Genomic DNA, 26,416 nt, shown 5'->3' with positions numbered 1-26,416 from the left:
AAGGACCGATCATGCCGACCCAGATGGTATTCGACGCCGCAGAGGCCAATTTGGCGCAGGGCGATTTCGGCGCCCTCCCCGAATGGGACCTGACCGATCTCTATCCCGCGCCCGACAGCCCGGAACTTGCCGCCGATATCGACCGGCTCGGCGCCATGGTCCAGTCCTTCGCCGCCGCGTATCAGGGCAAGCTGGCGGACCTCACGCCCGAGGCGATGCTGGCCTGCATCGAGACCTACCAGCAGATCGACATCCTGGCCGGGCGCATCATGTCCTATGCGGGCCTGCGCTATTACCAGAACACCACCGATCCCACGCGCGCCAAGCAGATGGGCGACCTGCAGGCGAAGATCACCGACCTGACCACGCCGCTGGTCTTCTTCGGGCTGGAATTCAACCGCATCCCCGATGAAACCTACAGTTCGGTCTTCACCGCCTCCGACGGTCCCGCCCGCTACAAGCCGGTCTTCGACCGGATGCGCGCGATGCGCCCCCACCAGCTCTCCGACGAGCTGGAACAGTTCCTGCACGACGCCTCGGTCGTGGGCGCCGCCGCCTGGAACCGGCTCTTCGACGAGACGATGGCCGGGCTGACCTTCGAGGTGGACGGCGAGACCCTGGGGCTGGAGGCGACGCTGAACCTTCTGACCGACCACGACCGCGCGCGCCGCGAGGCGGGCGCCCGGGCGCTGGCCAAGGTCTTCACCGCCAATGTCGGCCTCTTCGCGCGCGTCCACAACACGCTCGCCAAGGAGAAGGCCATCGAGGACAAGTGGCGCAAGATGCCCAGCCCCCAGCATGGGCGCCACCTGTCCAACCATGTCGAGCCCGAGGTGGTCGAGGCGCTGCGCGATGCCGTGACCAAGGCCTATCCGCGCCTGTCGCACCGCTACTATGCGCTCAAGGCCAGATGGCTGGGGCTGGACAAGCTGCAGGTCTGGGACCGCAACGCGCCCCTGCCCACCGAGACGCCCCGCAGCATCGACTGGCCCGAGGCGCGCGCCACGGTGCTGGACGCCTATGCGGGCTTCTCTCCGGAGCTGGCCGAGCTGGCCCGTCCCTTCTTCGATCGCGGCTGGATCGACGCCGCCGTCAAGCCGGGCAAGGCCCCGGGCGCCTTCGCCCATCCGACCGTGACCACCGCGCATCCCTATATCCTGCTGAACTATTTGGGCAAACCACGTGACGTGATGACCCTGGCGCATGAGCTGGGCCACGGCGTCCACCAGCGGCTGGCCGCGCAGCAGGGGGAACTGCTGGCCTCGACCCCCCTCACCCTGGCCGAGACGGCTTCGGTCTTCGGCGAGATGCTGACCTTCCGCGCGCTGCTGGCGAAAACGACCGATCCGGCGCAGAAGAAGGCCCTGCTGGCCGGCAAGGTCGAGGACATGATCAACACGGTCGTGCGCCAGATCGCCTTCTACGATTTCGAATGCCGCCTGCACGCGGCCCGCGCCGAGGGAGAGCTGACCCCCGACGACATCAACGCGCTGTGGATGGCCGTCCAGCACGAAAGCCTCGGCCCGGTCTTCGAGTACATGCCGGGATACGAGACCTTCTGGACCTATGTGCCGCATTTCGTGCATTCGCCCTTCTACGTCTATGCCTATGCCTTCGGCGACGGGCTGGTGAACGCGCTCTATGCCGCCTACGAGGACGGGCTGCCCGATTTCGAGCAGAAATACTTCGCCTTGCTGAAGGCCGGCGGATCGCAGCATCACAGCACGCTGCTGGCGCCCTTCGGGCTGGACGCCTCGGACCCGGCCTTCTGGGACAAGGGCCTGTCGATGATCGAGGGATTCATCGACGAGCTGGAGGCGCTGGAGGCGTGATCCTCGGTCCGGGGGGTGGCCCACGGGGGCTGCCGCCCCCGCACCCCGCGGATATTTGAGGACCAATGCAGGGGGCCGAGGGGGGCTTTTTTGCGCGGAGGAATGTGGTGCGGCGGATTGTGCTTGGTCTGGCAGCGGTGGGGGTGGTGACGCTGGCGGGGTTTCTGGTCCTTGCCCCGGCTTACGTGGAGCGGGGGATGAACCCGGTCACCATGCCCGCCGAAGGCTGGCCGGTGGGCCCCGAGGCACAGGCGCTGCACGAGCGGCTGGTCATCGGGGACTGGCATTCGGACGCGCTGCTCTGGGACCGCGACCTGCTGCACCGCGTCGACCGCGGCCATACCGACATTCCCCGCCTGCTGGAGGGGAACATGGCCGTGCAGGTCTTCACCACGGTGACGAAAAGCCCGCGCGGCCAGAACTATGATCGGAACAGCGCCGCGGGGGGCGACAACATCACGCCCCTGTTCATAGGGCAGTTGCGACCGCCGCGGGCGTGGTTCTCCCTGCGCGAACGGGCGTTGGTGCAGGCGGCGGCATTGCAGCGCGCCGCCGACCGGGCGCCCGACCGGCTGACGGTGATCCGCACGCGGGGCGATCTGCAGGCGCTGCTGGAGCGCCGCGCGGCCGGAGAGCGGGTGCTGGGCGGGATCCTGGGATCCGAGGGCGGGCATCCGCTGGAGGGCGATCTGGCCAATCTGGATGTTCTGCACGATGCGGGCTTCCGCTTGATGGGGCTGACGCATTTCTTCGACAACGAGCTGGGCGGCAGCCTGCATGGCGAGGGCGGCAGCGGCGACGGGCTGTCGGATTTCGGGCGCGAGGTGGTGCAGGGCATGGTCGCGCGGGGGATGATCGTCGACGTCACCCATGCCGCCCCGCGGATGGTCGAGGACGTGCTGGCCCTGCCCGGCACGCGGCCCGTGCTGTCCCATACCGGCATCGCCAGCCACTGCCCCAGCCCGCGCAACCTGCCCGACGATCTGGTCGCGCGCATCGCCGGGGCCGGGGGCATCATCGGCATCGGCTTCTGGTCGGATGTCGTCTGCGGCACCACGCCCGCCGATGTGGCCGGCGCGATCGTCGCGGCGATCGGGGTCGCGGGCGAGGATCACGTCTCGCTCGGCTCGGACTGGGACGGGTCGGTGGATGTGCCCTTCGATGCGGCGCATCTGCCGGCGCTGACGCAGGCGCTGCTGGATCAGGGCCTGGACGAGGCGCAGATCGTCAAGGTCATGGGCGGCAACATGATGCGCTATCTGGCCGAGATGCTTCCCGAGGATTGAGGAGACACGAATGAAACGCACGGTACTGTTGCATGCCGAACTGTCGGGGCTGGTGGCCGCGATGGGGCATGGCGATCTGCTGGTCATCGGGGATGCCGGATTGCCGGTGCCGCGCGGGGTGCGGGTCGTCGATCTGGCCGTAACCCGCGGGATTCCCGGGGTTTTCGATGTTCTGGACGCGGTGCTGGCCGAGATGGTCGTGGAACGCTCGGCCCTGGCGCAGGAGGCCGGGGCGGATCTGGCGGCGCGGTTCCGGGCGCGGCAGATCGGGGCGGTCTCGCCGATGCCGCATGACGCGCTGAAGGCCGCGATGGCCGAGGCGCGGGCGGTCGTGCGGACGGGAGAGTTCACGCCCTATGCGAATATCTGCCTATATGCGGGCGTCGCGTTTTAGCCGGGAACCGATGCTTCAAGGATTGCGTTGCAAGGTCAGATGGTTATCCACAAGGAGAGTGTGCCGTGCAGAAGAAGATCCTGGGCCTGAGCGCCGTTCTGGCCATGATGACGCTGGCTGCCTGCGAGACCGTGCAGGGTGCCGGACGCGACATCTCGACCGCCGGCGCGGTCGTGCAGCAAGAGAGCGCCGAGGTTCAGGCCGGGATGTGATCCCGTCCTGACCGACGACGACAAGGCCCTCCGCAGCGTGCTGCCGGGGGGCTTTTTCTTGTCCCGCGATGGGGCCGCACCCGGGATGCACCGCCGCGGCACAGGGGCGGCACAGGATGGACACCGCTTGCGGGCGGTGCGTTCAGGACCCGTCAAGGCTCAAGCGCCCTGACGGATTGTCGCAATTGCATCCCGTGCCCCGGGGTGGGATCATCGGGCGTGGCCCCTGCTTTGGGCCGGGAAGACCGGAGGAGGTCGGGATGCGCGGATGGCTGATCGTCTTGCTGATGCTGCCGCTGCCTGCGGCGGCGTTCACGGCGCGAAACGGGATGGAGGTCGCGCAGGTCGGCGCCACCGGGATCGCGGTCGCCTTCCGCTCGGGCCGGGCGGATACGGATTACTGGTGCGCGGCGGGCGATTATGCGCAGCGTGTGCTGAACCAGCCGGTCGGCACGCGGCTCTGGCGCGCCAGCCCGAAGCCGCGCGAGGCCGGGGCGGGGATCCTGTTCACGCTGGACCCGGCCGAGCGGGCCGAGGGCGCCGGGCTATCGCAGTTCGGCGCGGGGCCGCAGGACGGCGCGATCTCGGTCGGGGCGGCGGTGTCGGGTCATTGCCGGGTGATCGTGCCGCTGTGGCGGGACTGAGATCACGCGCGACGGGCGAGGCCTGTCGTCAGGGGCCGGGCAGAGGATCGCGCCTGACCGGCGCGACCCTTGTCCGGGGCCCGATCAGCTGTCCATCTTCAGCGCCTGGATGAATGCCGTCTGCGGGATCTCGACTTTCCCGAACTGGCGCATCTTCTTCTTGCCGGCCTTCTGCTTCTCCAGCAGCTTCTTCTTGCGCGTCGCGTCGCCGCCATAGCATTTGGCGGTCACGTCCTTGCGCATGGCCGACAGGGTCTCGCGTGCGATCACGCGGGCGCCGATGGCGGCCTGGATCGGAATCTTGAACATGTGGCGCGGGATCAGCTCTTTCAGCTTCTCCACCATGACCCGACCCCTCGCCTCGGCGCGGTCGCGATGGACCATGATCGACAGCGCGTCCACCGGCTCGTCATTCACCAGGATCGACATCTTCACCAGGAAATCCTCGCGGTATTCGCTGATCTGATAGTCGAAGCTGGCATAACCCTTGGTCACCGATTTCAGCCGGTCGTAGAAGTCGAAGACCACCTCGGCCAGCGGCAGGTCATAGACGACCATCGCGCGGGCGCCGGCATAGGTCAGGTCCAGCTGGATGCCGCGGCGGTCCTGGCACAGCTTCAGCACATCGCCCAGATAGTCATCGGGGACCATGATCGTGGCCTTGATGCGCGGCTCCTCGATATGGTCGACCAGCGATAGGTCGGGCATGTCGGCGGGGTTGTGCAGTTCCTTCACCTCGCCGTCGCGCATGTGCAGGCGGAAGACGACCGAGGGGGCGGTGGTGATCAGGTCCAGATCGTATTCGCGTTCCAGACGGTCGCGGATGACCTCGAGATGCAGGAGGCCCAGGAAGCCGCAGCGGAAGCCGAAGCCGAGCGCGGCCGAGGTCTCCATCTCGCTGGAGAAGCTGGCGTCGTTCAGGGCCAGCTTCTCGATGGCGTCGCGCAGGGGTTCGAAGTCGTTGGCGTCGACCGGGAAGAGGCCGCAGAAGACCACCGGCTGCGCGGGCTTGAAGCCGGGCAGCGCCGTGGTGCAGGCGCGGCGCTCTTGGGTGATCGTGTCGCCCACGCGGGTGTCGCGGACCTGCTTGATCGAGCCGGTGAAGACGCCGATCTCTCCGGGGCCCAGTTCCGGGATGTCGACCATGGCGGGCGTCAGGACCGACAGCTTGTCGATGCGGTGGCTGGCGCCGGTCTGCATCATCTTGATCTGGTCGCCCTTGCGGATGACGCCGTCCATGACGCGGATCATCACGACGACGCCCAGATAGGCGTCGTACCAGCTGTCGACCAGCATCGCCTTCAAGGGCGCGTCGCGGTCGCCCTTTGGGGCGGGAAGGCGGGTGACGATGGCCTCCAGCACGTCGGGGATGCCCAAGCCCGTCTTGGCGCTGATCGTGATGGCATGTTCGGCGTCGATGCCGATCACGTCCTCGATCTGGGCCTTCACGCGGTCGGGCTCGGCGGCGGGCAGGTCGATCTTGTTCAGGACCGGGACGATCTCGTGGCCCGCGTCGATGGCCTGGTAGACATTGGCCAGGGTCTGCGCCTCGACCCCCTGCGTGGCGTCCACGACCAGCAGCGAGCCCTCGACCGCGCGCATGGACCGACTGACCTCGTAGGCGAAGTCGACATGGCCGGGCGTGTCGATCAGGTTCAGGACATAGGTCTGGCCATCCTTGGCCGGATAGGCGATCCGGACCGTGTTGGCCTTGATGGTGATCCCCCTCTCGCGCTCGATATCCATGCTGTCCAGCATCTGGGCCTTCATGTCGCGATCCGCGACAGTGCCCGTGGACTGGATCAGCCGGTCGGCCAAAGTGGATTTTCCGTGGTCGATATGCGCCACGATCGAGAAATTGCGGATGAGGGAAAGCTCGGTCATGGCCGGGCTATACAGGGGTGCGGGCGCCACGAAAAGAGGGTTTCGCGGCGCCCGAGCGATTGGCCGCAGCCGGTCGGGTCAGCGGATGGCGGGCTGGCCCGCGGCCTGCAGCATCAGCTGGGCGACCTGCGCCGAGGAGGCCGGGTTCTGGCCCGTCACCAGCCGCCCGTCGGCCAAGGCGAAGGGCTGCCAGTCGGGGCCCTTCTCGTGGCGCGCGCCCTGCGCCTTCAGCTGGTCCTCCAGCAGGAAGGGCACGGTGCCCGTGAGGCCCGCGGCCTCCTCCTCGCTGTTGGTGAAGCCCGCGACGCGGCGCCCGTCGACCAGCGGCTTGCCCGAGGGCAGGCGTGCCGACAGCAGCCCCGCCGGGCCGTGGCAGACCGCGCCGATGACCGCGCCCTTGTCCCAGGCCGAGGCCAGCAGCTGGCCCAGGGCCTGCGACCCGGGCAGGTCCCACATGGTGCCGTGGCCGCCGGGCAGATAGACGATGTCGCAGCCCGACACGTCGATCTCGTCCAGCTTCTCGGTATGGGCCAGGCGGTTCATCGCGGCGTCGTCGGCCATGAAGCGGCGGACCTCGTCGGTCATCGTCTCGTCGGTGGCCGAGGAGGGATCGGCGGGCGGGTTGCCGCCCAGGACGCTGGCCAGCTCGACCTGCCAGCCGGCATCGGACAGGATCCAGTAGGGGGCGGCCAGCTCCTCCCAGTAGAAGCCGGTGGGCGTGCCGGTGTCGCCCAAGCGGTCGTGCGAGGTGAGGATGATCAGGGCCTTGGGCATGGGATGCCTCCTTGTCGTCATGCGGAACCTGACGCGCGCGCCCGGGTGGCGTGCCGTCTGTCACCCCGACAATGATCGCCGCCGTCCCGAGGTTCCCGTGCCGCCGCGTCGCCCGTGAGGCGGCCGGTCAGGGGCCGGGGCGGGCCCCGCAGGGGCGCGCGGCCGGCAAGGCCCCTCGAGGGGGCCGTGGCCGGCCTGCCCCCGCCCGCAGCCGCAGGCGCGGGCATCTGCGGGGATCAGCTGGGGCCGGGGCGGATCAGCCCGTCGACGGGGGCGGGGCGGCGCGGCTTGCGGGCCTCGCGCCACATCGCATAGCCGCCCGCCAGCGCGATCAGCCCCGATCCGGCCAGCATGGGCAGGTCGGGCCGCTCGCCGAAGACCACCGCCGCGACCAGCAGCGCAAAGCCCAGCCGGGCATAGCGGAAGGGCGCCACGACGGAGGCCTCGCCCAGGCGCGAGGCGGCGACCAGCGTGGCATAGCCCAGCACGCCGAAGACCACCGTCCCCGCCAGCAGGCCCACCTGCGCCGGATCGGGCATCACCGGCCCCGTCCCCGTCGCCAGCCCCAGCAGCAGCCCCGCCACCAGGATCGCTGCATAGGCCGAGCCCGAGAGCTGGTCCGAGGCCACGCCCGCCGGAATGCGCCGCGTCGCCAGGTCGCGCAGCGTCAGCCCCGCCACCCCCAGGCAGGCCCAGAGCATCGCCGGATCGAAGGCCGCCGTGCCCGGGCGCAGGATCAGCAGCACGCCCGCAAAGCCCACGACGACCGAGGCCCAGCGGCGCCAACCCACCGCCTCGCCCAGAAACAGCGCCGCCCCCAGCACCAGCGTCAGCGGCAGCACCTGCAGGATGGCCGAGGTCGTGGACAGATCGCCCGTCGCCAGCGCGGTCAGAAAGCTCAGCGCGCCCACGATCTCGCCCAGATTGCGCATGAGGACCATCGGATGGCCCAGCGCCCGCGTCCACAGCCGCTGCCCGCGCAGCCGCAGGCGCAGCCCGAAGATCAGGGCCGAGATGGCGCCGACGATCGCCAGCAGTTGCCAGATCGGCATGGTCCGGGTCAGGATCTTGAGAAAGGCGTCCTCGATGGCGAACATGGCCATGGAGGCGATCATGAACAGCGCCGCGCGCCCGTTGTCGGTCAGGCCCGCGCCGATCATGGGCGCGGCCCCGCGCGGCAATCGGTCCGGTCCGTGGTCTGCTGGTCCCTCATCGCCGCCCTGCCTTCCTGGCCCCTGCCGGGTGTTTCCGCACCGCTTGCCACGGCGCGCCGGGCGCCGCATGATCGCCCCCGGAGATCCGTGGAGGCCCGATGATCTATTCCGTACCCGACATGAGCTGCGGCCATTGCAAGGCCGCCATCGAAACCGCCATTGCCGGGGCCGGAGGCCGGGCGCAAGTGGATTTGCCGCAAAGGCGCGTCACGATCGAGGGGCTGTCGCCCGAACAGGCCGTGGCGGTGCTGCGCGAGGCGGGCTTTCCCCCGCAGCCCGTCGTCTGACCCGCCCCCGCTCATGCCGCAAGCGTGATTGAGCCGAGGCACCGATGCTGATATGAGATTCCCCAGGCGCCTGCGCGACCAAGACCGGATCAACCGGCCCATCGCAGGCCCGTTCGAGGCAATCGAGGAGACAGTCCATGCTGAACCGTTTCATTATCGCGGCCGCCGCGATCGTCATGACCACCCCGCTGGCGATGGCGGGACCGGTCGACAGCGCCTGCGTGCGGTCCGACCGGGCGCGGGGCAATGCGCCCCTGTGCGGCTGCATCCAGCAGGTCGCCAACCAGACCCTGTCGCGGTCCGACCAGCGCCGCGCGGCGCAGTTCTTCCGCGACCCGCATCGCGCGCAGGAGGTCCGCACCTCGAAGAGCGATGCCGACAACGCCTTCTGGCGCCGCTATCGCAACTTTGCCGCGCAGTCCGAGCGTCTGTGCCGCTGAGGCCTTAGGCCATCTGCTAAGGCCACTGGCCGCCCGCAGGGGCGGTCAGCCGATCCGGGCCAGGATCTCGTCGGTCAGCGCGGCCATCTCGGCCGTGGCGGGCCCCTTGGGGCGTTCGATCGCGCCCAGGCCCAAGCCCAGCGTCTCGGCATAGACGACGCGGTTCGACACCTGCGTCGCGGCCACCTCGGCCCCCAGTTCGACCGCCTTCTGCGCCACCTCGACCGACAGCCTGGTGTTGGGGCGGGTGCGGTTCAGCACCACCAGCACCTCGGCCTTCTCGCGCCGCGCCAGATCCAGCACGCCCTCGGTCGCCCAGAGGTCGACATGGCTGGTCGCCACCGGCACCACCACCAGATCGGCCACCCGCAGCGCGGGCCGCAGGTCGCTGTCGATCTTGGGCGGCGTGTCGATGATGACGTAATCGAAGCGCTTCTTCAGCTTCTCGGATTCGTAGCTGGCGCCCCAGGCGGAGGAGGTCGAGAAGTCCAGCGCCTCGTCCTCGCCCTTGACGCCCATGCGCTCCATGAACCAGCGGCCCATGCTGCCCTGCGGGTCGGTGTCGACCAGCGCCACGGAATGCCCGCGCGCATGAAGGCAAACCGCCAGGTTCACCGCCAACGTCGTCTTGCCCGAGCCGCCCTTCTGCTGGGCCACCGTGATGATCCGCCCCGCCATGCCGTCCTCCGTCCGTTTCGCCAGAGCCTACTGAGCGCCGCGGGTGATTGCACGGGCTTTTATGCAGCTGCAGCATCAGCCCTGCGGATAGACCGACTGGACCTCGTACATCACCGGCTCGAAGCTCTTGCACATCTCGTGGATCTGGCGATTGCGGCGGCGCATCTCGGGGTCGCGCAGCATGCCTTGGTAATCGCGGCGGTCGCGCCACTGGGAATAGGTGGCGATGCGGGTCTGCGCGTCGTTCAGGTGGATCGCCCCGCCCAGGCAGCCGGTGCGCCGGCTGATCACCTCCGCCCAGGCCTCGGTCAGAAGGTCCAGCACGTCCTGCGCGCTGCCGGGGGTGACCTCGAAGGTGGTGATGACGGTCTGGCCGTCGAAGTCCGACGTGATGCTGGGCATGGGCTGGCCTTTCGCTGCGCAGGGCGTGACGCCTTCAGCCTAGAGCGGCGCGCAGGCCATGCAAGGCGCGATGCGCCATTGCGGGGCGATTGCAGGATATGCAAACTTCAGGCGACATCACGAGAGGACCAGCCATGACGCCCGTGTTCGACGGCCATAACGATTTCCTGCAGCGCCTGGTGGCGGCGGGACCGAACGGCGCGCGGCTGTGGCTGCAGGGCGACGGGACGGGGCATCTGGACCTGCCGCGGATGCAGGCGGGCGGGCTGGTGGGCGGGTTCTTCGCCATCTGGATCCCCTCGCCCTCCGGGCTGACCGATGCGGGCGCGCTGCACGCGATGGAGAACCCGCCCTTCGCCCTGCCCCTGCCGGACGAGATCCCCCATGACACGGCCCTGCCCCATGCCTTCGCCCAGGCCGCGGCCCTGCTGGCGCTGGAGCGGACGGGCACGCTGCGGGTGGTGCGCGATGCGGCCGGGCTGCGCGCCTGCCTGGCCGAGGGACGCATCGCCGCCGTGATGCACATGGAGGGGGCCGAGGCGATCCGCGACATGGACGCGCTGCACCTGTGGCACGCGGCGGGGCTGCGGTCCCTGGGGCCGGTCTGGTCACGGCCCACGCGCTTCGGCCACGGGGTGCCCTTCGCACATCCCGCAGGGCCGGGTATCGGTGCCGGGCTGACGCCCGCCGGGTGCGCACTGGTGGCCGAATGCAACGCGCTCGGGATCCTGCTGGATCTGTCGCATCTGAACGAGGCGGGGTTCGACGATGTCGCGCGACTGTCGGACGCGCCGCTGGTGGCCAGCCACAGCGCCGTGCATGCGATCTGCGAAAGCAGCCGCAACCTGACCGACCGGCAGCTGCGTCAGATCGCCGACAGCGGCGGGCTGGTGGGGCTGAATTTCGCATCCAGCTTCCTGCGCCCCGACGGGCGGCGGCTGCCGCTGGAGGATCTGGGCGTGATGATCCGGCATCTGGATCACCTGCTGGCGATCCTGGGCGAGGACGGCGTGGCGCTCGGGTCGGATTTCGACGGCGCGCTGATGCCGCGCGATCTGGGGGATGCCGCCGCCCTGCCCCGGCTGATCGCGGCGATGGAGGCGCATGGCTATGGCCCGGCGCTGATCGCCAAGATCGCCTGCGACAACTGGATCGGCATGCTGGAGCGGTGCTGGGCACGCTGAGGCCCTGCGGGGCGGCAGGCGCCGCCCCTTCGGTCAGTCGGTCATGTCGGCCGGATCCTCGGGCGTCTCGATCTGGGCCATGGCGATCATCTGCGCCAGTTCGGGATCGGTCTGCAGGTCGGCCAGGGCGAAGCGTTCGGTCAGGCTGGTGGGGGACAGCTCCACCCCGCTGATGACCTGCGCGCCGGGGGCGGCGGGGCCATAGGCCTGGCCATTCACCGCGAAATAGACCGCGCCGGAATTGCCCGTGCGCAGGACGGGGGGCTGTTCCAGCGGCGGCAGGGCGAAGCGTTCGCCTGCATCCATGATCTTTTCCAGCAGCACCGTGCCATCGGCCGATGTCACCCGCACCCAGGCCGGGCGCACGGACAACAGCTCCAGCCCCGGCGCATCGGGGGCCAGGGTGCGCACGCCGCCCTCGGCCGGAGCCTCGGCCAGCTGCTGGGCATCGGGCGCCTCGCCTTGGGGTTGTGCGGCGCCCTGCCCGGGCTGCGGCACCTCGGTCACGTTCCCGGCCGAGGCGATCACGTCCTCGACCGTGGCGGTGCCGTTCAGCAGGCCCGGGTCGATGGCGGCGATGGGGCCGTCGCGGGCGGTCAGCACCGGTGCCTCGAGGATCTGCGGACGATAGAGTCGGTCCAGCGCCTCGGGCTGCGGCAGGGTCTGGGCGATGTCGCCCGCCGCCGCGCCCTCGATGGCGGGATCGGAGAGGCCGGCGCCCTGCGTCGGGTCCAGTTCGGCCACCACGGCGGGCACGTCGTCGCCCGGCGTCAGCGTGACGCGCTGCACTTCCTGCAGGACCGACCAGGTGCCGTATCCCAGGCCCCCGATCAGCGCGATCAGAACGGCGATGGCGCCGATGGCGCGCGGCTCGATCTCGGACAGGAAGCCGCGTTCCTGGGGAATGAACAGCGCGCGCGGATTGGCCAGCGCCTCGGCGGGGTCCGAGGGACGGCGGGCGGGCTTGGGTCCGGCGGCCGAGGGCGCCATTCCATGCGTGGGCAGGAAACCCGATTCCTGGCAGAAGCGGCGGAAGACCCAGTCGGGGTCCATGCCCAGATAGCGGGCATAGGACCGCACATAGCCCGCGATGAAGCTGGGCGTGTCGAAGGCGGAAATGTCGCAATTCTCGATCGCGGCAACGTAGGAGGCGCGGATGCGCAACTCCCTCTGGACGTCCAGAAGGGACTTGCCCAACGTCGCCCGTTCCCCGCGCATCAGATCCCCCAGGCGGGTGTCGTCGTCGAGAATATGCACCATATCATCCGCCTGCGAGTTCTGTTCTGCCGGGTCATATACCCGCAGCCTGCTCATTTCCGTGTGCCTCGCCGCCGTTATGTGATGCCCGCGAATCGCGGGCCATCAAGTCTTCTTAAATCAGAGAGTATCACGCAGGCGAGAGCTGTTCATCCGTGGATTGAGCTAGGCGCTCAATTCAGCGCGATTCAGGGCGCAGTGCGACCAAAGCGCATCCATCGCCCGCACCAGATGGTCGATCTGCTTGGGATCATGCACCGGCGAGGGCGTGAAGCGCAGGCGTTCCGTCCCGCGCGGCACGGTGGGGAAGTTGATCGGCTGCACGTAGATGCCGTAATCGCGCAGCAGCATGTCCGACAGCGCCTTGCAGTGGACCGGATGGCCCACATGGACCGGCACGATATGGCTGCCATGGTCGATGATCGGCATGCCCAGCGACTTCAGCCGCATCTTGAGGATGCGGGCATGCAGCTGCTGCTCGTCGCGCAGCTTCTGCCCCTCGGGCGTCTTCAGAAGCGCGATGGAGGCCGCGGCCCCCGCCGCCACGGCGGGCGGCAGCGAGGTGGTGAAGATGAAGCCCGGCGCATAGGACCGGATCGCGTCGCACATCTTCTCGCTGGCCGCGATATAGCCGCCGAAGACGCCGAAGGCCTTGCCCAGCGTGCCGTTGATGATGTCGATGCGCCCCGCCAGCTGGTCGCGTTCCGCCACGCCGCCGCCGCGCGGGCCGTACATGCCGACCGCATGGACCTCATCCAGATAGGTCAGCGCGCCGAATTCCTGCGCCAGATCGCAGAAGGCCGCGATCGGCCCGAAATCGCCGTCCATCGAATAGATGGATTCGAAGGCGATCAGCTTGGGCGCGTCGGGATCGTCGGCCTCCAGCAGCGTGCGCAGATGGGCCAGGTCATTGTGGCGGAAGATGCGCTTGGCGCCGCCGTTGCGCTTGATCCCCTCGATCATCGAGGCGTGGTTCAGCTCGTCCGAATAGATGATCAGGCCGGGAAACAGCTTGGGCAGGGTTGAGAGCGTCGCGTCATTGGCGATGTAGGCGCTGGAGAAGACCAGCGCGGCCTCCTTGTCGTGCAGGTCGGCCAGCTCGGTCTCCAGCCGCTTGTGATAGACCGTGGTGCCCGAGATGTTGCGCGTGCCGCCCGAGCCCGCGCCGGTCGCGTCCAGCGCCTCGTGCATGGCCTGCAGGACGACCGGATGCTGGCCCATGCCCAGATAGTCGTTGCCGCACCAGACGGTGATCTCCTGGCGTTCGCCGTCGGGGCGGTTCCACACCGCCTGCGGGAACTTGCCCTTGGCCCGCTCGATATCGATGAAGGTGCGATAGCGCCCTTCCTCGTGAAGTCGAGAGATGGCCTGGTCCAGAGCGGCGTCATACTTCATTGCGGGCGATCCCTTGCGTAGCTGGCTGGGTGCGATCATTCTCCGACCGCGCGCGTTGTGCCTTGATAGAGGTCAAAGCGCAAAGAAAACAGGCCGAAAACGTCGCAATTCGACGAAAGGCGCAGGCATGGACCCGAGATCCTCGGTGCAAAAGGTAGAAATCATGGGCGATGACGCAAGACTGCAGGACATCCTGACGCATCTGGATCAGGGGTTGGAGGCGGGGCTGGACCGGCTGGTCCGGTTCCTGCGCATCCCGTCGATCTCGACCGATCCGGCCCATGCGGGCGATGTGCGCGCCGCCGCCGACTGGCTGGCCACCGACCTGCGCGACCTGGGCTTCGAGGTCACCGTCCACGACACGCCGGGCCATCCGATGGTCACCGCCCGCAGCCAGCCCGGCGGCGCGCGGTCGCTCCTCTTCTACGGCCATTACGACGTGCAGCCCGTCGATCCCTTGGACCTGTGGGACCGCCCGCCCTTCGACCCCATCATTGAGGAGACGCCGCAGGGCTGCGTCATCCGCGCGCGCGGCGCCTCGGACGACAAGGGCCAGCTGATGACCTTCGTCGAGGCGTTCCGCGCGTGGAAGGCGGTGCATGGCACCCTGCCCTCGGACCTGATCCTGCTTTTCGAGGGCGAGGAGGAATCCGGCTCGCCCTCGCTGCGCCCCTTCCTGCGCGCCCATGCCGAGGAGTTGCGCGCCTCGCTGGCGGTGATCTGCGACACCGGGCGCCATGCCGACGGGCGCCCGGCCATCACCACGCAGCTGCGCGGGCTGGTGGGACAGGAGGTGGTGATCGACGCCGCCGACCGCGACCTGCATTCGGGCAGCTTCGGGGGCCTGGCGGCCAATCCGATCATGGTACTGGCGCAGGCCCTGGCGGCGCTCAAGGACGATCAGGGCCGCGTCACCCTGCCGGGCTTCTACGACGGGGTCGAGGATCTGGCCCCGGAACTGGCCCGCGACTGGCAGGCCCTGGGGTTCGACGCGACCGAGTTCCTGGGCCGCGTGGGCCTGTCCACCCCCATCGGCGAGGCGGGCCGCACGCCGCTAGAGATGATGTGGAACCGCCCCACGGCCGAGATCAACGGCATCGCGGGCGGCTATGCGGGCGACGGGTTCAAGACCGTGCTGCCCGCCCAGGCCCGCGCCAAGGTCAGCTTCCGCCTGACCGGCACCCAGGACCCCGAGGCGATCCGCGCCGCCTTCCAGGACCATGTGCGCCGCTTCCTGCCCTCCGACTGCCGCGCCAGCTTCCACGACCACGGCGCCAGCCCCGCCAGCGTCATGGACATCTCGGACCCCGCCTTCGGACTGGCCAAGGAGGCGCTCGGCCAGGAATGGGGTCAGGATGCCGCCTATATCGGCGCCGGCGGCTCGATCCCCATCGCGGGCGATTTCAAGCAGATCCTGGGCATGGATTCGATGCTGGTCGGCTTTGCCCGCGACGACGACCGCATCCATTCCCCCAACGAGAAATACGACGTCGAAAGCTATGCCAAGGGCGCCCGCTCCTGGGCCCGCATCCTGACCGCCCTGCGCTGACCACAGGAAAGGGCGGCGCCTCCCCGGCCCGCCCTCCATTTCTTCTTCACGAAAATATCCCGGGGGTCCGGGGGCTGGCCCCCGGCCTTCTTCAGCCCTTCGCCACCTCCGGCGCCGTGCAATAGCTCTGGCTCGAGGTCCAAGCCGCGATGTCGGCGCGCTTGGTGGCGCTGCGCAGGGGGGCCCAGTCCCGGGCCACGCCGCGCCAGCCGCCCTCGGCGCGGGCGACCGCGTTGTCGCGTCCGACCTGGCGGGACATGATCTTGACCGCGCAGGACATGTTGTCCGCGCCGTCCTTGATGTTGCCGTTGCAGCCGTAATGCCGCCAGGTCGCCGGGGCGATCTGCATCAGCCCCAGCCAGCGCCCGCCCCCGCCCGCCGCCTGCGGGTTGTAGGTGCTCTCGTGCTTGGCGACCGAGGACAGCAGCCCCGCCCAGAAGGCCTTGCGGCCGGTCTGGGTCAGCGCGCGATAGTTGGGGCAGTATTCCTGGATGTCATGGGGCACGCGGGACATGATCGTCACGCCCTCGCGGTCCAGCGCCTCCAGCGTCGCGCGGGTCCAGGCGTCGGAACCGCTTCTGTCTCCCCACCGCATCGGAGGCACCTGGGCCAGGGACATCTCCTGGGCCGCCGCGATCTCGGCCTCGGAGGGGCCCGTCGGGGTCGTGGCGCAGGCGGCCATCAGCACAAGGGCGGCAAGGGAGAGCGCGACGCGCATCGGGACCTCAAGGGGTTGTTTCGCTGAAACCTGCCATAGCCGGTCCCGGCCATCCCGCAAGCGCGGCCATTCAACCTCGGCGGGAACCTGCCGCAGGGGTCGTGCCGCATGGTCGGATTTCCGCCGACGGCTGCCCGACGCCCCCGCGCGCGCCCGCCGGATGCCGCAGAAAGACGGTTCCGCCCGCGCCCTGCCGATTCGCGCGGCAGGGCGGGTGCGGGCCGCGGCGACCCGTGACAAGCGCGCGGCCTTGCCCTACAAGCCCTGCCAGACCGTTTTGCCGCCAACGAGGCCCGCCATGCTTGACCTGACCTATACCGCCCCCCAGCCCAAGGTGATCCAAGGCGCGCAGGGGGATTGGGAACTGGTGATCGGGCTGGAGGTCCATGCCCAGGTCGCCTCGAACGCCAAGCTGTTCTCGGGCGCCTCGACGCGCTTCGGGTCGGAGCCCAACAGCAACGTGGCCTTCGTGGACGCGGCCATGCCGGGCATGCTGCCGGTGATCAACGAGTTCTGCGTGGCGCAGGCGGTGCGCACCGGGCTGGGGCTGAAGGCCGCGATCAACCTGCGCAGCGCGTTCGACCGCAAGAACTATTTCTATCCCGACCTGCCGCAGGGCTATCAGATCAGCCAGCTCTATCACCCCATCGTGGGCGAGGGCGAGGTGATCGTGGACATGGCCCCCGGCGTCGCCCGCCGCGTGCGGATCGAGCGGATCCATCTGGAACAGGACGCCGGCAAGTCGATCCACGACATGGACCCGACGATGAGCTTCGTCGACCTGAACCGCACGGGGGTCGCGCTGATGGAGATCGTCAGCCGCCCCGACATCCGCGGCCCCGAGGAGGCCGCCGCCTATGTCGTGAAGCTGCGCCAGATCCTGCGCTATCTGGGCACCTGCGACGGCAACATGCAGAACGGCAACCTGCGCGCCGACGTGAACGTGTCGGTTTGCAAGCCCGGCGATTACGAACGCTTCCAGGAAACCGGCGATTTCGGGCATCTGGGCACGCGCTGCGAGATCAAGAACATGAACTCGATGCGCTTCATCCAGGCGGCCATCGACGTCGAGGCGCGCCGCCAGATCGCCATTCTGGAGGATGGCGGAAGCATCGTGCAGGAAACCCGCCTCTACGATCCCGACAAGGGCGAGACGCGGTCGATGCGGTCCAAGGAAGAGGCGCATGACTATCGCTACTTCCCCGACCCCGACCTGCTGCCGCTGGAGATCGAGCAGGACTGGGTCGACGACATCGCGGCCTCGATGCCCGAGCTGCCCGACGAGAAGAAGGCGCGCTTCGTGCGCGACATGGGCCTGTCGGAATATGACGCGGGCGTGCTGACCGCCGAGGTCGAGAATGCCGACTACTTCGAGGCCGTGGCGGCGGGGCGCGACGGCAAGATGGCCGCCAACTGGGTCATCAACGAGCTGTTCGGCCGCCTGAACAAGGAGGGGTTGACGATCGCCACCTCTCCGGTCTCGGCCGCGCAGCTGGGCGGGGTGATCGACCTGATCGCGGACAAGGCCATCTCGGGCAAGATCGCCAAGGACCTGTTCGAGATCCTCTGGACCGAGGGCGGCGATCCGGCGGCCATCGTCGAGGCGCGCGGCATGAAGCAGGTGACCGATCTGGGCGAGATCGAGGCCGCCGTGGACCAGATCATCGCCGCCAACCCCGCCCAGGTGGAGAAGGCCCGCGCCAATCCCAAGCTGGCGGGCTGGTTCGTGGGCCAGGTGCTGAAGGCGACGGGCGGCAAGGCCAACCCGGCCGCCGTCAACGATCTGGTGGCGCAGAAGCTGGGGCTGTAAGCCCCGATCTGCGGCCCCTCGGGGCCGCACCCCCTTTCGGCCCCCTTCCGCGACAGGATCCGCCCATGCGCTTTGAATATTCCGTCATTCCCGCTCCGACCCGGACCGAGAAGTCCCGCGAGGCCAAGACCCCCACTGACCGCTTCGCCCTGACCCTGACGGCAGAGCTGAACCGGATGGCGGACGAGGGCTGGGAATATCTGCGCGCCGACGTGCTGCCCAGCGAAGAGCGCAGCGGCCTGACCGGGCGCGCGACGGTCTATCACAACGTGCTGGTGTTCCGCCGTCCGCAGGCGGCGGACCCCGAGGTCAAGCGCCTTCCCCAGCCCGAGGCGACACCCGCCCCCGTGACGACGGCGACCGCGCCCGATCCGGCCTGAGTTCAGGCGGCGGCGCTGAGCCGCTCGGGGTGGAAGGGCAGGATCTGCACCCGGTCCTTCTCGAAGATGCAGAAGCTGCCCGGGGGCACCTCCTGCCAGTCGGCCTGATCGGTCTCCAGCGGCTCGGACACCACCGCCCAGCCCTGCCGCGAGGCCGACCAGCGGTGGTACAGGGACGGCGCCTGATCGTCGCTGCTGTAGCGCAGCGCATAGAGCCGCTGCCCGTCCGAGAAGGCGCAGGCGGCGCGGACATGGGGTGCCGTGCCCCGCTGGAAGGCCAAGCCGCCCAGCTTGCCCAGGGCCCGCTCCATCGCGCCCTGCGGGTCGCTGTCCAGCCCCTCGCCCAGGGCGACCAGGAACAGCGCCTCGCTGTCGGTGGCGCCCTTGCGGTGCGGATAGAACTCGTCGGGGATCAGCACGTCGGCATGGCGGCGGAAGGCGTCGTAGCCGCCGAACTGGCCGTTATGCATGAAGGACCAGCGCCCGGCGGCGAAGGGATGGCAGTTGTTGCGGCTGGTCGCCGTCCCGGTCGAGGCGCGCACATGGGCCATGAACAGATGCGAGCGGACCTGCCCCACCAGGCTGCGCAGGTTCGGGTCCGACCAGGCGGGCATCACGTCGCGGTAGAGGCCGGGCTCGGGCCGTTCGCCGTACCAGGCGATGCCGAAGCCGTCGGCATTGACCGGCGTGGGGCAGCGCGTCGCCCCCTGGCTCTGCCGGATCAGCGAATGCGCCGGCCGGCTGACGATGTCTTCCAGAAAGATCGGTTCGCCCAGATAGGCGGCCCACCGGCACATGCGCTGTCCCTTCACGACTGCTTTGTGACAGCCCTAGCACGAAAGGATGAAGGCTTCACCTATTCCGTGGCGGGTGCTGCCTCTTCCACGATCACGAGGTCGCGTTCGCTGGCGCCTTTGGCATGTGCCAATGCCGCCTGGTATTCGCTGCTGTGATAACAGGCAACCGCCGCATCGAGCGAGGGGAAGCGCGCGACCACATGGCGGGCACGGTCCGCCCCCTCCAGCACGTGATAGCGCCCGGCGCGGGCCAGAAAGACCCCGCCATGCGCGGCGATGGCAGGGCCGGCGCCCTGGGCATAGCGCCCATAGGCCTCGGGGTCGGTGACGGTGACATGGGCAATCCAGAGTGCGGTCATGCGCTTTCCTCGATCAGTTTGCGGGCATCGGCAAAGGCGGCCTCGGCGGCCTCCAGGCTGGGGGCGCCGCCCTGCGCGCGGTCGGGACGGCCACCGCCGCCCTTGCCGCCAAGCGCGGCGGTCGCGGCCTGCACCAGCGCCACGGCGCTGACACGGGCGGTCAGATCCGGGGTCACGCCCGCCGCGACCGTGGCCTTGCCATCGGCCTCGGCCAGCACCAGCACGATGCCGCTGCCCAGCTGGGCCTTCATCTCGTCGACCAGCGCGCCCAGCTCCTTGCCGCCCACGCCCTCGACGCTGCGGCCGATGAACTTGATGCCGGCGATCTCCTGCACCGCGTCGCCGCCGCCCATGGCCAGCTGGCGTTTCAGCTGCGCGACCTCGTTGGCCAGCGCCTTGCGCTCGTCGGCCAGCGCGCGGACGCGGTTCACGACCTCGGCGGCCTGCGATTTCAGGATGCCCGCGATCTCGGTCAGCCGCCGGTCGGCATCGCGCAGATGGTCCAGCGCCGCCTGCCCGGTCAGCGCCTCGATCCGCCGCACCCCGGCGCTGGAGGCGCTGTCGCCCAGCAGCGCAAAGGCCCCCATGTCGCCCGTCCGGGCCACATGCGTGCCGCCGCAGAGTTCCAGCGAGTAGGTCGCGCCATCCGCACCCTTGCCGCTGCCGGGATGGGCGCCCATCGACACGACGCGCACCTCGTCGCCGTATTTCTCGCCGAAGAGCGCCTGCGCGCCGATCGCGCGGGCATCGTCGGGCGTCATGATCCGCGTCTCGACCGGGCTGTTCTGGCGGATGAAGCCGTTCACCTCGGCCTCGACCTGCGCCAGCTGTTCCGCCGTCACCGCGTGGTTGTGGCTGAAGTCGAAGCGCAGCCGGTCGGGCGCGTTCAGGCTGCCGCGCTGCGAAACGTGATCGCCCAGCGCGCGCCGCAGCGCCTCGTGCAGCAGGTGCGTGGCCGAGTGGTTGGCCCGGATCGCACCGCGCCGGTCGTGATCGACGGTCAATGTCGCGCCCTGCCCGCGGCTGATCGTGCCCATCGTGACTTCGGCATGGTGGACGAAGACGCCCGCGACCTTCCTGGTGTCGGTGACCCGGGCAGCCCCCGTCTCGGTCCGGATCAGCCCGGTATCGCCGACCTGCCCGCCGCTTTCGGCATAGAAGGGCGACTGGTTCACCACGATGGCGACCGATGCGCCCTCGCCCGCCTCGGGGGCATCCGCGCCGTCGCTGACCAGCGCCAGCACCTGCCCCTCGGCCTCTTCGGTGTCATAGCCCAAGAACTCGGTCACGCCATGGCGCTCGGCCAGCTCGAACCAGATCGTCGCATCCGCTGCCTCGCCCGAGCCGGACCAGGCCGCCCGCGCCATGCGCTTCTGCTCGGCCATGGCGGTGTCGAAGCCCGCGACCTCGACCGCGCGGCCCTTCTCGCGCAGCGCATCCTGCGTCAGGTCCAGCGGGAAGCCGAAGGTGTCGTACAGCTTGAAGGCCGCCTCGCCGGGCAGGTCGGCCCCCTCGGGCAGGCGCGCCAGCTCGTCGTCCAGCAGGCGCAGGCCGCGGTCCAGCGTCTGGCGGAAGCGCGTCTCCTCGGAGCGCAGCGTCTCCTCGATCATCGCCTGCGCGCGGGTCAGTTCGGGATAGGCCGCGCCCATCTGGCGCACCAGCGCGGGCACCAGCCTGTGCATGACCGGATCGGCCGCGCCCAGCATGTGGACGTGCCGCATCGCGCGGCGCATGATCCGGCGCAGCACATAGCCGCGCCCCTCGTTGCTGGGCATCACCCCGTCCGCGATCAGGAAGCTGGTAGAGCGCAGGTGGTCCGCGATCACCCGATGATGCACCTTGCCCGGCCCGTCGGGATCGGCACTGGTCGCATGCGCGCTGGCCTCGATCAGGGACCGCATCAGGTCGGTGTCGTAATTGTCGTGCTTGCCCTGCAGCAGCGCGCCGATCCGCTCCAGCCCCATGCCGGTGTCGATGGACTGCATGTCCAGCGCCCGCATCGAGCCGTCCTCGAACTGCTCGTTCTGCATGAAGACCAGGTTCCAGATCTCGATGAAGCGGTCGCCATCCTCGTCGGGGCTGCCCGGAGGCCCGCCCCAGATCTTGTCGCCATGGTCGAAGAAGATCTCCGTGCAGGGGCCGCAGGGTCCGGTCGGGCCCATCTGCCAGAAGTTGTCGCTGGTCGGAATGCGGATGATCCGGTCGTCGGTCAGGCCCGCGACCTTCTTCCAGATGTTCGCGGCCTCGTCATCGGTGTGATAGACGGTGACCAGCAGCCGGTCCTTGGGAATGCCGAATTCGCGGGTCAGCAGTTCCCAGGCATAGGGGATCGCCTCGGTCTTGAAATAGTCGCCGAAGCTGAAATTCCCCAGCATCTCGAAGAAGGTGTGGTGCCGGGCCGTGTAGCCGACATTGTCCAGATCGTTGTGCTTGCCGCCCGCGCGCACGCATTTCTGCGCCGTGGTGGCGCGCTGGTAGTCGCGCGTCTCCAGCCCGGTGAACAGGTTCTTGAACTGCACCATGCCGGAATTGGCGAACATCAGGGTCGGGTCGTTGCGCGGCACGAGGGGGCTGGAGTCGACGACGCGGTGGCCGTTCTTCTCGAAATACCCCAGAAAGGTCGAGCGGATGTCATTCAGACTGGGCATGGCGGGCCTTCATCGCAATACAAGGGATTTCCGGACGGGCCGGGCTGGCCCATGGTCTACCCCCGCCCCGCAGCCCTGTCCAGCAATCGCCCGGCCCGCAGAGGCGCTTGCGGGACATCGTCCGCAGATCTCTGCATGACGTTGGCATGAAAAAGCGCGCGAGGGTCGGCCCCCGCGCGCTTTTCAGTTGGTCCCGGTACCGATCATTCCTCGGTGACGGCCCCGTCGTCGTTGTTGGCCACGCCGAAATCCAGGCCGTGGCTGGCGCGGATCTTGTCCTCGATCGCGAAGGCGATCTCGGGGCGGTCGCGCAGGAACTGCTTGGCATTCTCGCGGCCCTGGCCGATGCGCTCGTCGCCATAGGAGTACCAGGCGCCGGATTTCTCGACGACCCCGGCCTTCACGCCCAGATCGACCAGCTCGCCCACCTTGCTGATGCCCTCGCCGAACATGATGTCGAACTCGACCTGCCGGAAGGGCGGGGCCACCTTGTTCTTGACCACCTTGACGCGGGTCGAGTTGCCCACGACCTCGTCGCGGTCCTTGACCGAGGTGATGCGGCGGATGTCCAGACGCACCGAGGCGTAGAACTTGAGCGCATTGCCGCCGGTCGTCGTCTCGGGATTGCCGAACATGACGCCGATCTTCATGCGGATCTGGTTGATGAAGATGACCATGCAGTTCGACCGGCCGATGCTGGCGGTCAGCTTGCGCATCGCCTGGCTCATCAGGCGGGCCTGGCTGCCCATCTGCATGTCGCCCATGTCGCCCTCGATCTCGGACTTGGGCGTCAGTGCGGCGACCGAGTCGATGACCACAAGGCTGACCGCGCCCGAGCGCACCAGTGTGTCCACGATCTCCAGCGCCTGCTCGCCCGTGTCGGGCTGACTGATCAGCAGCTCGTCCAGGTTCACGCCCAGCTTGCGGGCATAGAGCGGGTCCAGCGCATGTTCGGCATCCACGAAGGCACAGACGCCGCCCTTCTTCTGTTCCTCGGCCACGACATGCAGCGTCAGCGTGGTCTTGCCCGAGCTTTCCGGCCCGAAGATCTCGATGATGCGGCCCTTGGGCAACCCGCCGATCCCCAGGGCGATGTCCAGACCCAGCGAGCCGGTCGAGGTCGATTCGATCTCGGCCACCGGATTGTCCTTGCCCAGCTTCATGATCGAGCCCTTGCCGAACTGCCGTTCGATCTGGGCCAAGGCGCTGTCCAGGGCCTTCTGCTTGTCTGCCGCCGCGCGTTTGTCCGTCATGTCGAAGATGCTCGCCTGTGCCATGTGATCCACCTTGTTATTTCACAGCCCTCCGGGCGGGGCAATCAGTTCGGCCGTCCGGATGTTCATGTCTTGTTCACAACTAGATGCGCCTTTGCGCGGCGAGTTTCAAGGACGCAGACGTGGTTTTGTGATTCGCCTCGCCCCAAGGATCGCGCGGGCCGGTTAACAAAGCGTTTACAGCCCCGGACGGGGCCGCTATCCAGCACCCCGTGCAGCCAAAACAACAAGATCGGGGCCCGACGCATGCTGATTTTCTGGGACCAGAGGCTGGTGTTCCTGGCCACGCCCAAGGCCGGATCGACGGCGATCGAGATGGCGCTGGATTCGCTGGCCTCGGCCTCGCTGCAGCGCCCGGCGGCGCTGAAGCATACCGATATCGGCAGCTTCCGCCGCTATCTGGGCCCTTGGCTCGAGGCGCAGACCGGGGACAGGTTCACCACCGTGGCGCTGATGCGCGAGCCGGTGGACTGGCTGCGCAGCTGGTACCGCTTCAAGCTGCGCGATGACGACGACGATCCGGATCACGCGATGGCCGGGATCGGCTTTGCCGAGTTCGCGCAGGGCTATGCCCAGCCCGACGGACCAAGCCGGATGGGGATCGGCCGGCAGGTCGATTTCCTGACCGAGGCCGAGACGCGCGTCGACCGGATCTTCCGCTATGACCGGATCGACGGCTTCGTCGACTTCCTGGAGGGGCGGCTGGACTGCGCGATCGAGCTGCCGCGCATCAACGTGCCGCCCAGCGTCGACGTGAATCTGGACCCCGGGGCCGAGGCCGCGCTGCGCCTGGCGATGGCCCGCGACCTGGCGCTTTACGACGCGCTGTAGCGCGCGGCGAATGCTGTCCGTCCGGCGGGGGCTGCCAGCAAGGATCCCTCAGTGCCGGGGCGCGTCCCGGTCCGGGGGGCGGGCCAGCTTCGCCTCGACCAGGCCCGTCAGTTCGAGCAGCGTGAAGGGCTTGGCCAGGAAGGCCGCGCCGGGGACCGGGACCTGCCCGTCGACGAAGATGTCCTCGGTATAGCCCGACATGAAGATCACCCGGGCCGAGGGCAGCAGTTGGCAGCCCTCGCGCACCCAGGTCGGCCCGTCCATGCCGGGCATCACCACGTCGGTGACGAAGATGTCGACCTTGCGGTCGTCCGCCTCCAGCAGGGCCAAGGCCGCCTCGCCCGATCCGGCCTCCAGCACCTCGTAGCCCTTCAGCTTGAGCGCGCGGGCGGCGAAGGCACGGACCGGGGCCTCGTCCTCGACCAGCAGCACGGTGGCGCGCGGACCGGCCTGCAGATGCGGGGCTGCGCGCGGGTTCGGGCGGGGCAGCGCGGTGACCGTGGCCCCCGCATGCGCATGGGCGGGGAAATAGAGCGTGAAGGTCGTCCCCTCGCCCAAGGTGCTGTCGCAGAAGATGAAGCCGCCGGTCTGCTTGACGATGCCATAGGCGGTGGACAGGCCCAGCCCGGTGCCCTCGCCGGTGCGCTTGGTGGTGAAGAAGGGCTCGAAGATCTTGTCCAGATGCTCGGGGGCGATCCCGCAGCCCCGGTCCGCGACCGAGATGCGCACATAGCGCCCCCGGGGCAGGGTCACGCGGTCGCGGGTCATCGCCTCGGTCAGGTGCAGGTTCTCGGTCCGCACGGTGATCTCTCCGCCGCGCGGCATGGCGTCGCGGGCGTTGACGACCAGGTTCATGATCACCTGTTCCAGCTGCCGCTTGTCGGCGCGCACGGCACACAACGCCGGGTCATGGGTGATCGTCAGGCCCATCCGTTCGCCCACGAGGCGGTTGAGCAGATGGGTCAGGTCGGCCAGCGTGTCGCGCAGGTCCAGGATTTCCGGCTGCAGGGTCTGCTTGCGCGAGAAGGCCAGCAGCTGGCCCACCAAGGCCGCGGCGCGGTTGGCGTTCTGGCCGATCTGGTCCAGGTCGGCATAGTCCGGATCGCCCTTGTCGCGCCGGAGCATCAGAAGGTCGCAATGCCCGATGATCGCCGTCAGCAGGTTGTTGAAGTCATGCGCGATCCCCCCGGCCAGCTGGCCGATGGCCTGCATCTTCTGGCTCTGGACGAATTGCGCCTCGAGCGTCTTGAGCGCGCTGGCATCGGTCAGCACGCCCAGCAGATGGCCCGGCGCGGAGGGGTCGCGGGCCAGGGTCAGCTGCAGGTGGTGATCCTTCATGTCCAAAGGCCGCGCCTCGGCATGGCGCAGGCGCAGCATCTGGGAGCCGTTCGTGGCGCGCCCGGCGCACAGATCGGCCAGCCAGTCGGACAGGGGCCGGCCCGGTCCCTCCAGCAGCTCGGCCAGGTTCTGCACTCCTTCTTCGGGCAGCAGCAGCCCGTCCAGCAGCTGGCGCGCGCCGGGATTGGCGCGGACGATCTGCCCGTCCGGGGCCAGGCGCAGCAGCGCGACGGGCACCGCGTCGAAATCGTCGCTTGGGGGGGCGTCGAGGTGGCCGGGTGCCACGTCGATGACGGCCGCGGCGGGGCGGCAGATCGACCAGACCTGCAGGGGCGCGTCGGGCAGGCAGCTGAGCGACAGGATCTGGCCCTGGTCCAGGTCCAGATCGGCATTGCCCAGGCGCATGGCGCGGGCGGTCAGCTGGGCCAGCTGCCCTTCGGCATCGGCGCGCAGCTTGGACATCAGCGTCAGGATGGGCCGCCCGTTCAGGTCCGAATAGGCCCGGTGGGCGGCGGAATTCTGGTAGAGCACATGCCCGCGCCCGTCCGAGAGCCAGATCGGATCGGCGGAGGCCGCGACCTCGGCACGGATGGCGCGAAGCGCACGGCGGGCGGCCAGCCCCTGCGAGATATGCGCCAGCGTCACGAGGCCGCCCAGCAGATACCACGCCACCGCCACGGTCGACAGGACCAGCGCCCCCACCCCCACGGCAGAGCCCGGCCGCATCACCAGCACCGCCGCCCCCAGGGCCATGGGCGCCAGAAGCAGGGGCAAGGCGGACATGGCGCCGCGCGGAAGACCCAGCCGTTCATCCAGTTGCAGCATGCGA

At 69.0% G+C, this 26,416-nt stretch carries 25 protein-coding genes; 12 read left to right on the top strand and 13 right to left on the bottom strand.

The window, feature by feature from the left end; all coding sequences use genetic code 11:
- Positions 1 to 11 precede the first annotated feature (11 nt).
- The 5 genes from E4191_RS05075 (at position 12) to E4191_RS05055 (ending at position 4,368) form a co-directional block, all read left to right on the top strand.
- Positions 12 to 1,832, top strand: a complete 1,821-nt coding sequence (locus E4191_RS05075; protein ID WP_135312436.1) for a M3 family oligoendopeptidase — start codon at positions 12 to 14, stop codon at positions 1,830 to 1,832.
- Positions 1,833 to 1,936: 104 nt separating this feature from the next.
- The gene (locus E4191_RS05070; RefSeq protein ID WP_228461565.1) at positions 1,937 to 3,118 is read left to right on the top strand and encodes a dipeptidase; all 1,182 of its coding nucleotides are present in this window, start codon (positions 1,937 to 1,939) and stop codon (positions 3,116 to 3,118) included.
- Between the two features lie 10 nt (positions 3,119 to 3,128).
- Positions 3,129 to 3,512, top strand: coding sequence for a D-ribose pyranase (gene rbsD, locus E4191_RS05065; protein WP_135312434.1), 384 nt, complete (start codon positions 3,129 to 3,131; stop codon positions 3,510 to 3,512).
- A 104-nt stretch (positions 3,513 to 3,616) separates the two neighbouring features.
- A complete protein-coding gene (locus E4191_RS05060; RefSeq protein ID WP_135314332.1) occupies positions 3,617 to 3,724 on the top strand; it encodes an entericidin A/B family lipoprotein in 108 nt (35 codons plus the stop codon).
- A gap of 260 nt (positions 3,725 to 3,984) precedes the next feature.
- A complete protein-coding gene (locus E4191_RS05055; RefSeq protein ID WP_135312433.1) occupies positions 3,985 to 4,368 on the top strand; it encodes a hypothetical protein in 384 nt (127 codons plus the stop codon).
- 84 nt (positions 4,369 to 4,452) lie between these two features.
- Here E4191_RS05055 and lepA read toward each other — a convergent pair whose 3' ends face one another.
- The 3 genes from lepA to E4191_RS05040 form a co-directional block, all read right to left on the bottom strand.
- Positions 4,453 to 6,252 carry a translation elongation factor 4 gene (gene lepA / locus E4191_RS05050; protein ID WP_135312432.1) on the bottom strand — a complete coding sequence of 600 codons (1,800 nt, stop codon included), beginning with the start codon at positions 6,250 to 6,252 and terminating at the stop codon, positions 4,453 to 4,455.
- A gap of 78 nt (positions 6,253 to 6,330) precedes the next feature.
- Positions 6,331 to 7,026, bottom strand: coding sequence for a type 1 glutamine amidotransferase domain-containing protein (locus E4191_RS05045; protein ID WP_135312431.1), 696 nt, complete (start codon positions 7,024 to 7,026; stop codon positions 6,331 to 6,333).
- Positions 7,027 to 7,262: 236 nt separating this feature from the next.
- On the bottom strand, positions 7,263 to 8,186 hold the full coding sequence (locus E4191_RS05040; RefSeq protein ID WP_135312430.1) for a DMT family transporter: 924 nt from the start codon (positions 8,184 to 8,186) through the stop codon (positions 7,263 to 7,265).
- Positions 8,187 to 8,338: 152 nt separating this feature from the next.
- On the opposite strand from E4191_RS05040, the gene E4191_RS05035 reads away from it, so the two are divergent.
- On the top strand, positions 8,339 to 8,527 hold the full coding sequence (locus tag E4191_RS05035; RefSeq protein ID WP_135312429.1) for a heavy-metal-associated domain-containing protein: 189 nt from the start codon (positions 8,339 to 8,341) through the stop codon (positions 8,525 to 8,527).
- Between the two features lie 137 nt (positions 8,528 to 8,664).
- Positions 8,665 to 8,967, top strand: coding sequence for a hypothetical protein (locus E4191_RS05030; RefSeq protein ID WP_135312428.1), 303 nt, complete (start codon positions 8,665 to 8,667; stop codon positions 8,965 to 8,967).
- Between the two features lie 45 nt (positions 8,968 to 9,012).
- On the opposite strand, the gene parA is transcribed toward E4191_RS05030, so the two are convergent.
- Together parA and E4191_RS05020 are read right to left on the bottom strand one after the other, a co-directional pair.
- A complete protein-coding gene (gene parA, locus E4191_RS05025; RefSeq protein WP_135312427.1) occupies positions 9,013 to 9,645 on the bottom strand; it encodes a ParA family partition ATPase in 633 nt (210 codons plus the stop codon).
- A 75-nt stretch (positions 9,646 to 9,720) separates the two neighbouring features.
- Positions 9,721 to 10,047, bottom strand: coding sequence for an antibiotic biosynthesis monooxygenase family protein (locus E4191_RS05020; protein ID WP_135312426.1), 327 nt, complete (start codon positions 10,045 to 10,047; stop codon positions 9,721 to 9,723).
- Between the two features lie 134 nt (positions 10,048 to 10,181).
- Here E4191_RS05020 and E4191_RS05015 point away from each other — a divergent pair, with 134 nt between their 5' ends.
- Entirely contained in the window at positions 10,182 to 11,231 is a 1,050-nt protein-coding gene (locus tag E4191_RS05015) for a dipeptidase (protein WP_135312425.1), read from the top strand.
- A gap of 33 nt (positions 11,232 to 11,264) precedes the next feature.
- Here the strand turns inward: E4191_RS05015 and E4191_RS05010 are convergent, their stop codons facing one another.
- The gene (locus E4191_RS05010; RefSeq protein WP_228461563.1) at positions 11,265 to 12,491 is read right to left on the bottom strand and encodes a helix-turn-helix domain-containing protein; all 1,227 of its coding nucleotides are present in this window, start codon (positions 12,489 to 12,491) and stop codon (positions 11,265 to 11,267) included.
- 162 nt (positions 12,492 to 12,653) lie between these two features.
- Positions 12,654 to 13,883 carry a 5-aminolevulinate synthase gene (hemA, locus tag E4191_RS05005; protein ID WP_135312423.1) on the bottom strand — a complete coding sequence of 410 codons (1,230 nt, stop codon included), beginning with the start codon at positions 13,881 to 13,883 and terminating at the stop codon, positions 12,654 to 12,656.
- Between the two features lie 163 nt (positions 13,884 to 14,046).
- Here hemA and E4191_RS05000 point away from each other — a divergent pair, with 163 nt between their 5' ends.
- Entirely contained in the window at positions 14,047 to 15,432 is a 1,386-nt protein-coding gene (locus tag E4191_RS05000) for a M20/M25/M40 family metallo-hydrolase (protein WP_135312422.1), read from the top strand.
- 91 nt (positions 15,433 to 15,523) lie between these two features.
- Here the strand turns inward: E4191_RS05000 and E4191_RS04995 are convergent, their stop codons facing one another.
- Positions 15,524 to 16,150 (bottom strand): transglycosylase SLT domain-containing protein, encoded by a 627-nt coding sequence (locus E4191_RS04995; protein ID WP_135312421.1) that lies wholly within the window; start codon positions 16,148 to 16,150, stop codon positions 15,524 to 15,526.
- Between the two features lie 298 nt (positions 16,151 to 16,448).
- Here E4191_RS04995 and gatB point away from each other — a divergent pair, with 298 nt between their 5' ends.
- Together gatB and E4191_RS04985 are read left to right on the top strand one after the other, a co-directional pair.
- On the top strand, positions 16,449 to 17,960 hold the full coding sequence (gene gatB, locus E4191_RS04990) for an Asp-tRNA(Asn)/Glu-tRNA(Gln) amidotransferase subunit GatB (RefSeq protein ID WP_135312420.1): 1,512 nt from the start codon (positions 16,449 to 16,451) through the stop codon (positions 17,958 to 17,960).
- Between the two features lie 65 nt (positions 17,961 to 18,025).
- Positions 18,026 to 18,340 (top strand): DUF4177 domain-containing protein, encoded by a 315-nt coding sequence (locus E4191_RS04985; protein WP_135312419.1) that lies wholly within the window; start codon positions 18,026 to 18,028, stop codon positions 18,338 to 18,340.
- Positions 18,341 to 18,342: 2 nt separating this feature from the next.
- Here E4191_RS04985 and E4191_RS04980 read toward each other — a convergent pair whose 3' ends face one another.
- From E4191_RS04980 to recA, 4 genes are all read right to left on the bottom strand, one after another.
- Positions 18,343 to 19,137 carry a class II glutamine amidotransferase gene (locus tag E4191_RS04980; RefSeq protein ID WP_135312418.1) on the bottom strand — a complete coding sequence of 265 codons (795 nt, stop codon included), beginning with the start codon at positions 19,135 to 19,137 and terminating at the stop codon, positions 18,343 to 18,345.
- A gap of 59 nt (positions 19,138 to 19,196) precedes the next feature.
- Positions 19,197 to 19,496 (bottom strand): DUF1330 domain-containing protein, encoded by a 300-nt coding sequence (locus E4191_RS04975; protein WP_131573198.1) that lies wholly within the window; start codon positions 19,494 to 19,496, stop codon positions 19,197 to 19,199.
- Positions 19,493 to 22,144, bottom strand: coding sequence for an alanine--tRNA ligase (alaS, locus tag E4191_RS04970; RefSeq protein WP_135312417.1), 2,652 nt, complete (start codon positions 22,142 to 22,144; stop codon positions 19,493 to 19,495). The genes E4191_RS04975 and alaS overlap by 4 nt, the downstream gene beginning before the upstream one ends.
- A gap of 203 nt (positions 22,145 to 22,347) precedes the next feature.
- Entirely contained in the window at positions 22,348 to 23,421 is a 1,074-nt protein-coding gene (gene recA, locus E4191_RS04965; RefSeq protein WP_135312416.1) for a recombinase RecA, read from the bottom strand.
- A 243-nt stretch (positions 23,422 to 23,664) separates the two neighbouring features.
- Between recA and E4191_RS04960 the strand changes: the two genes are divergently transcribed.
- Entirely contained in the window at positions 23,665 to 24,249 is a 585-nt protein-coding gene (locus E4191_RS04960) for a sulfotransferase family 2 domain-containing protein (RefSeq protein ID WP_135312415.1), read from the top strand.
- 48 nt (positions 24,250 to 24,297) lie between these two features.
- Here E4191_RS04960 and E4191_RS04955 read toward each other — a convergent pair whose 3' ends face one another.
- Positions 24,298 to 26,412, bottom strand: a complete 2,115-nt coding sequence (locus E4191_RS04955) for a hybrid sensor histidine kinase/response regulator (protein ID WP_228461561.1) — start codon at positions 26,410 to 26,412, stop codon at positions 24,298 to 24,300.
- Positions 26,413 to 26,416 lie beyond the last annotated feature (4 nt).

It is taken from the genome of Paracoccus liaowanqingii (genome assembly GCF_004683865.2).
Lineage (GTDB): Bacteria > Pseudomonadota > Alphaproteobacteria > Rhodobacterales > Rhodobacteraceae > Paracoccus > Paracoccus liaowanqingii.
This window is presented reverse-complemented; position numbering and strand designations above follow the sequence as displayed.

Bases quoted from the DNA above. Each gene is read 5' to 3' on its own strand.
- E4191_RS05075 (WP_135312436.1), top strand. From the start codon at position 12: ATGCCGACCCAGATGGTATTCGACGCCGCAGAGGCCAATTTGGCGCAG.
- rbsD (WP_135312434.1), top strand. From the start codon at position 3,129: ATGAAACGCACGGTACTGTTGCATGCCGAACTGTCGGGGCTGGTGGCC.
- E4191_RS05060 (WP_135314332.1), top strand. From the start codon at position 3,617: ATGATGACGCTGGCTGCCTGCGAGACCGTGCAGGGTGCCGGACGCGAC.
- E4191_RS05055 (WP_135312433.1), top strand. From the start codon at position 3,985: ATGCGCGGATGGCTGATCGTCTTGCTGATGCTGCCGCTGCCTGCGGCG.
- lepA (WP_135312432.1), bottom strand. From the start codon at position 6,252: ATGACCGAGCTTTCCCTCATCCGCAATTTCTCGATCGTGGCGCATATC.
- E4191_RS05045 (WP_135312431.1), bottom strand. From the start codon at position 7,026: ATGCCCAAGGCCCTGATCATCCTCACCTCGCACGACCGCTTGGGCGAC.
- E4191_RS05040 (WP_135312430.1), bottom strand. From the start codon at position 8,186: ATGATCGGCGCGGGCCTGACCGACAACGGGCGCGCGGCGCTGTTCATG.
- E4191_RS05035 (WP_135312429.1), top strand. From the start codon at position 8,339: ATGATCTATTCCGTACCCGACATGAGCTGCGGCCATTGCAAGGCCGCC.
- E4191_RS05030 (WP_135312428.1), top strand. From the start codon at position 8,665: ATGCTGAACCGTTTCATTATCGCGGCCGCCGCGATCGTCATGACCACC.
- parA (WP_135312427.1), bottom strand. From the start codon at position 9,645: ATGGCGGGGCGGATCATCACGGTGGCCCAGCAGAAGGGCGGCTCGGGC.
- E4191_RS05020 (WP_135312426.1), bottom strand. From the start codon at position 10,047: ATGCCCAGCATCACGTCGGACTTCGACGGCCAGACCGTCATCACCACC.
- E4191_RS05015 (WP_135312425.1), top strand. From the start codon at position 10,182: ATGACGCCCGTGTTCGACGGCCATAACGATTTCCTGCAGCGCCTGGTG.
- E4191_RS05010 (WP_228461563.1), bottom strand. From the start codon at position 12,491: ATGGTGCATATTCTCGACGACGACACCCGCCTGGGGGATCTGATGCGC.
- hemA (WP_135312423.1), bottom strand. From the start codon at position 13,883: ATGAAGTATGACGCCGCTCTGGACCAGGCCATCTCTCGACTTCACGAG.
- E4191_RS05000 (WP_135312422.1), top strand. From the start codon at position 14,047: ATGGGCGATGACGCAAGACTGCAGGACATCCTGACGCATCTGGATCAG.
- E4191_RS04995 (WP_135312421.1), bottom strand. From the start codon at position 16,150: ATGCGCGTCGCGCTCTCCCTTGCCGCCCTTGTGCTGATGGCCGCCTGC.
- gatB (WP_135312420.1), top strand. From the start codon at position 16,449: ATGCTTGACCTGACCTATACCGCCCCCCAGCCCAAGGTGATCCAAGGC.
- E4191_RS04985 (WP_135312419.1), top strand. From the start codon at position 18,026: ATGCGCTTTGAATATTCCGTCATTCCCGCTCCGACCCGGACCGAGAAG.
- E4191_RS04980 (WP_135312418.1), bottom strand. From the start codon at position 19,137: ATGTGCCGGTGGGCCGCCTATCTGGGCGAACCGATCTTTCTGGAAGAC.
- E4191_RS04975 (WP_131573198.1), bottom strand. From the start codon at position 19,496: ATGACCGCACTCTGGATTGCCCATGTCACCGTCACCGACCCCGAGGCC.
- alaS (WP_135312417.1), bottom strand. From the start codon at position 22,144: ATGCCCAGTCTGAATGACATCCGCTCGACCTTTCTGGGGTATTTCGAG.
- recA (WP_135312416.1), bottom strand. From the start codon at position 23,421: ATGGCACAGGCGAGCATCTTCGACATGACGGACAAACGCGCGGCGGCA.
- E4191_RS04960 (WP_135312415.1), top strand. From the start codon at position 23,665: ATGCTGATTTTCTGGGACCAGAGGCTGGTGTTCCTGGCCACGCCCAAG.
- E4191_RS04955 (WP_228461561.1), bottom strand. From the start codon at position 26,412: ATGCTGCAACTGGATGAACGGCTGGGTCTTCCGCGCGGCGCCATGTCC.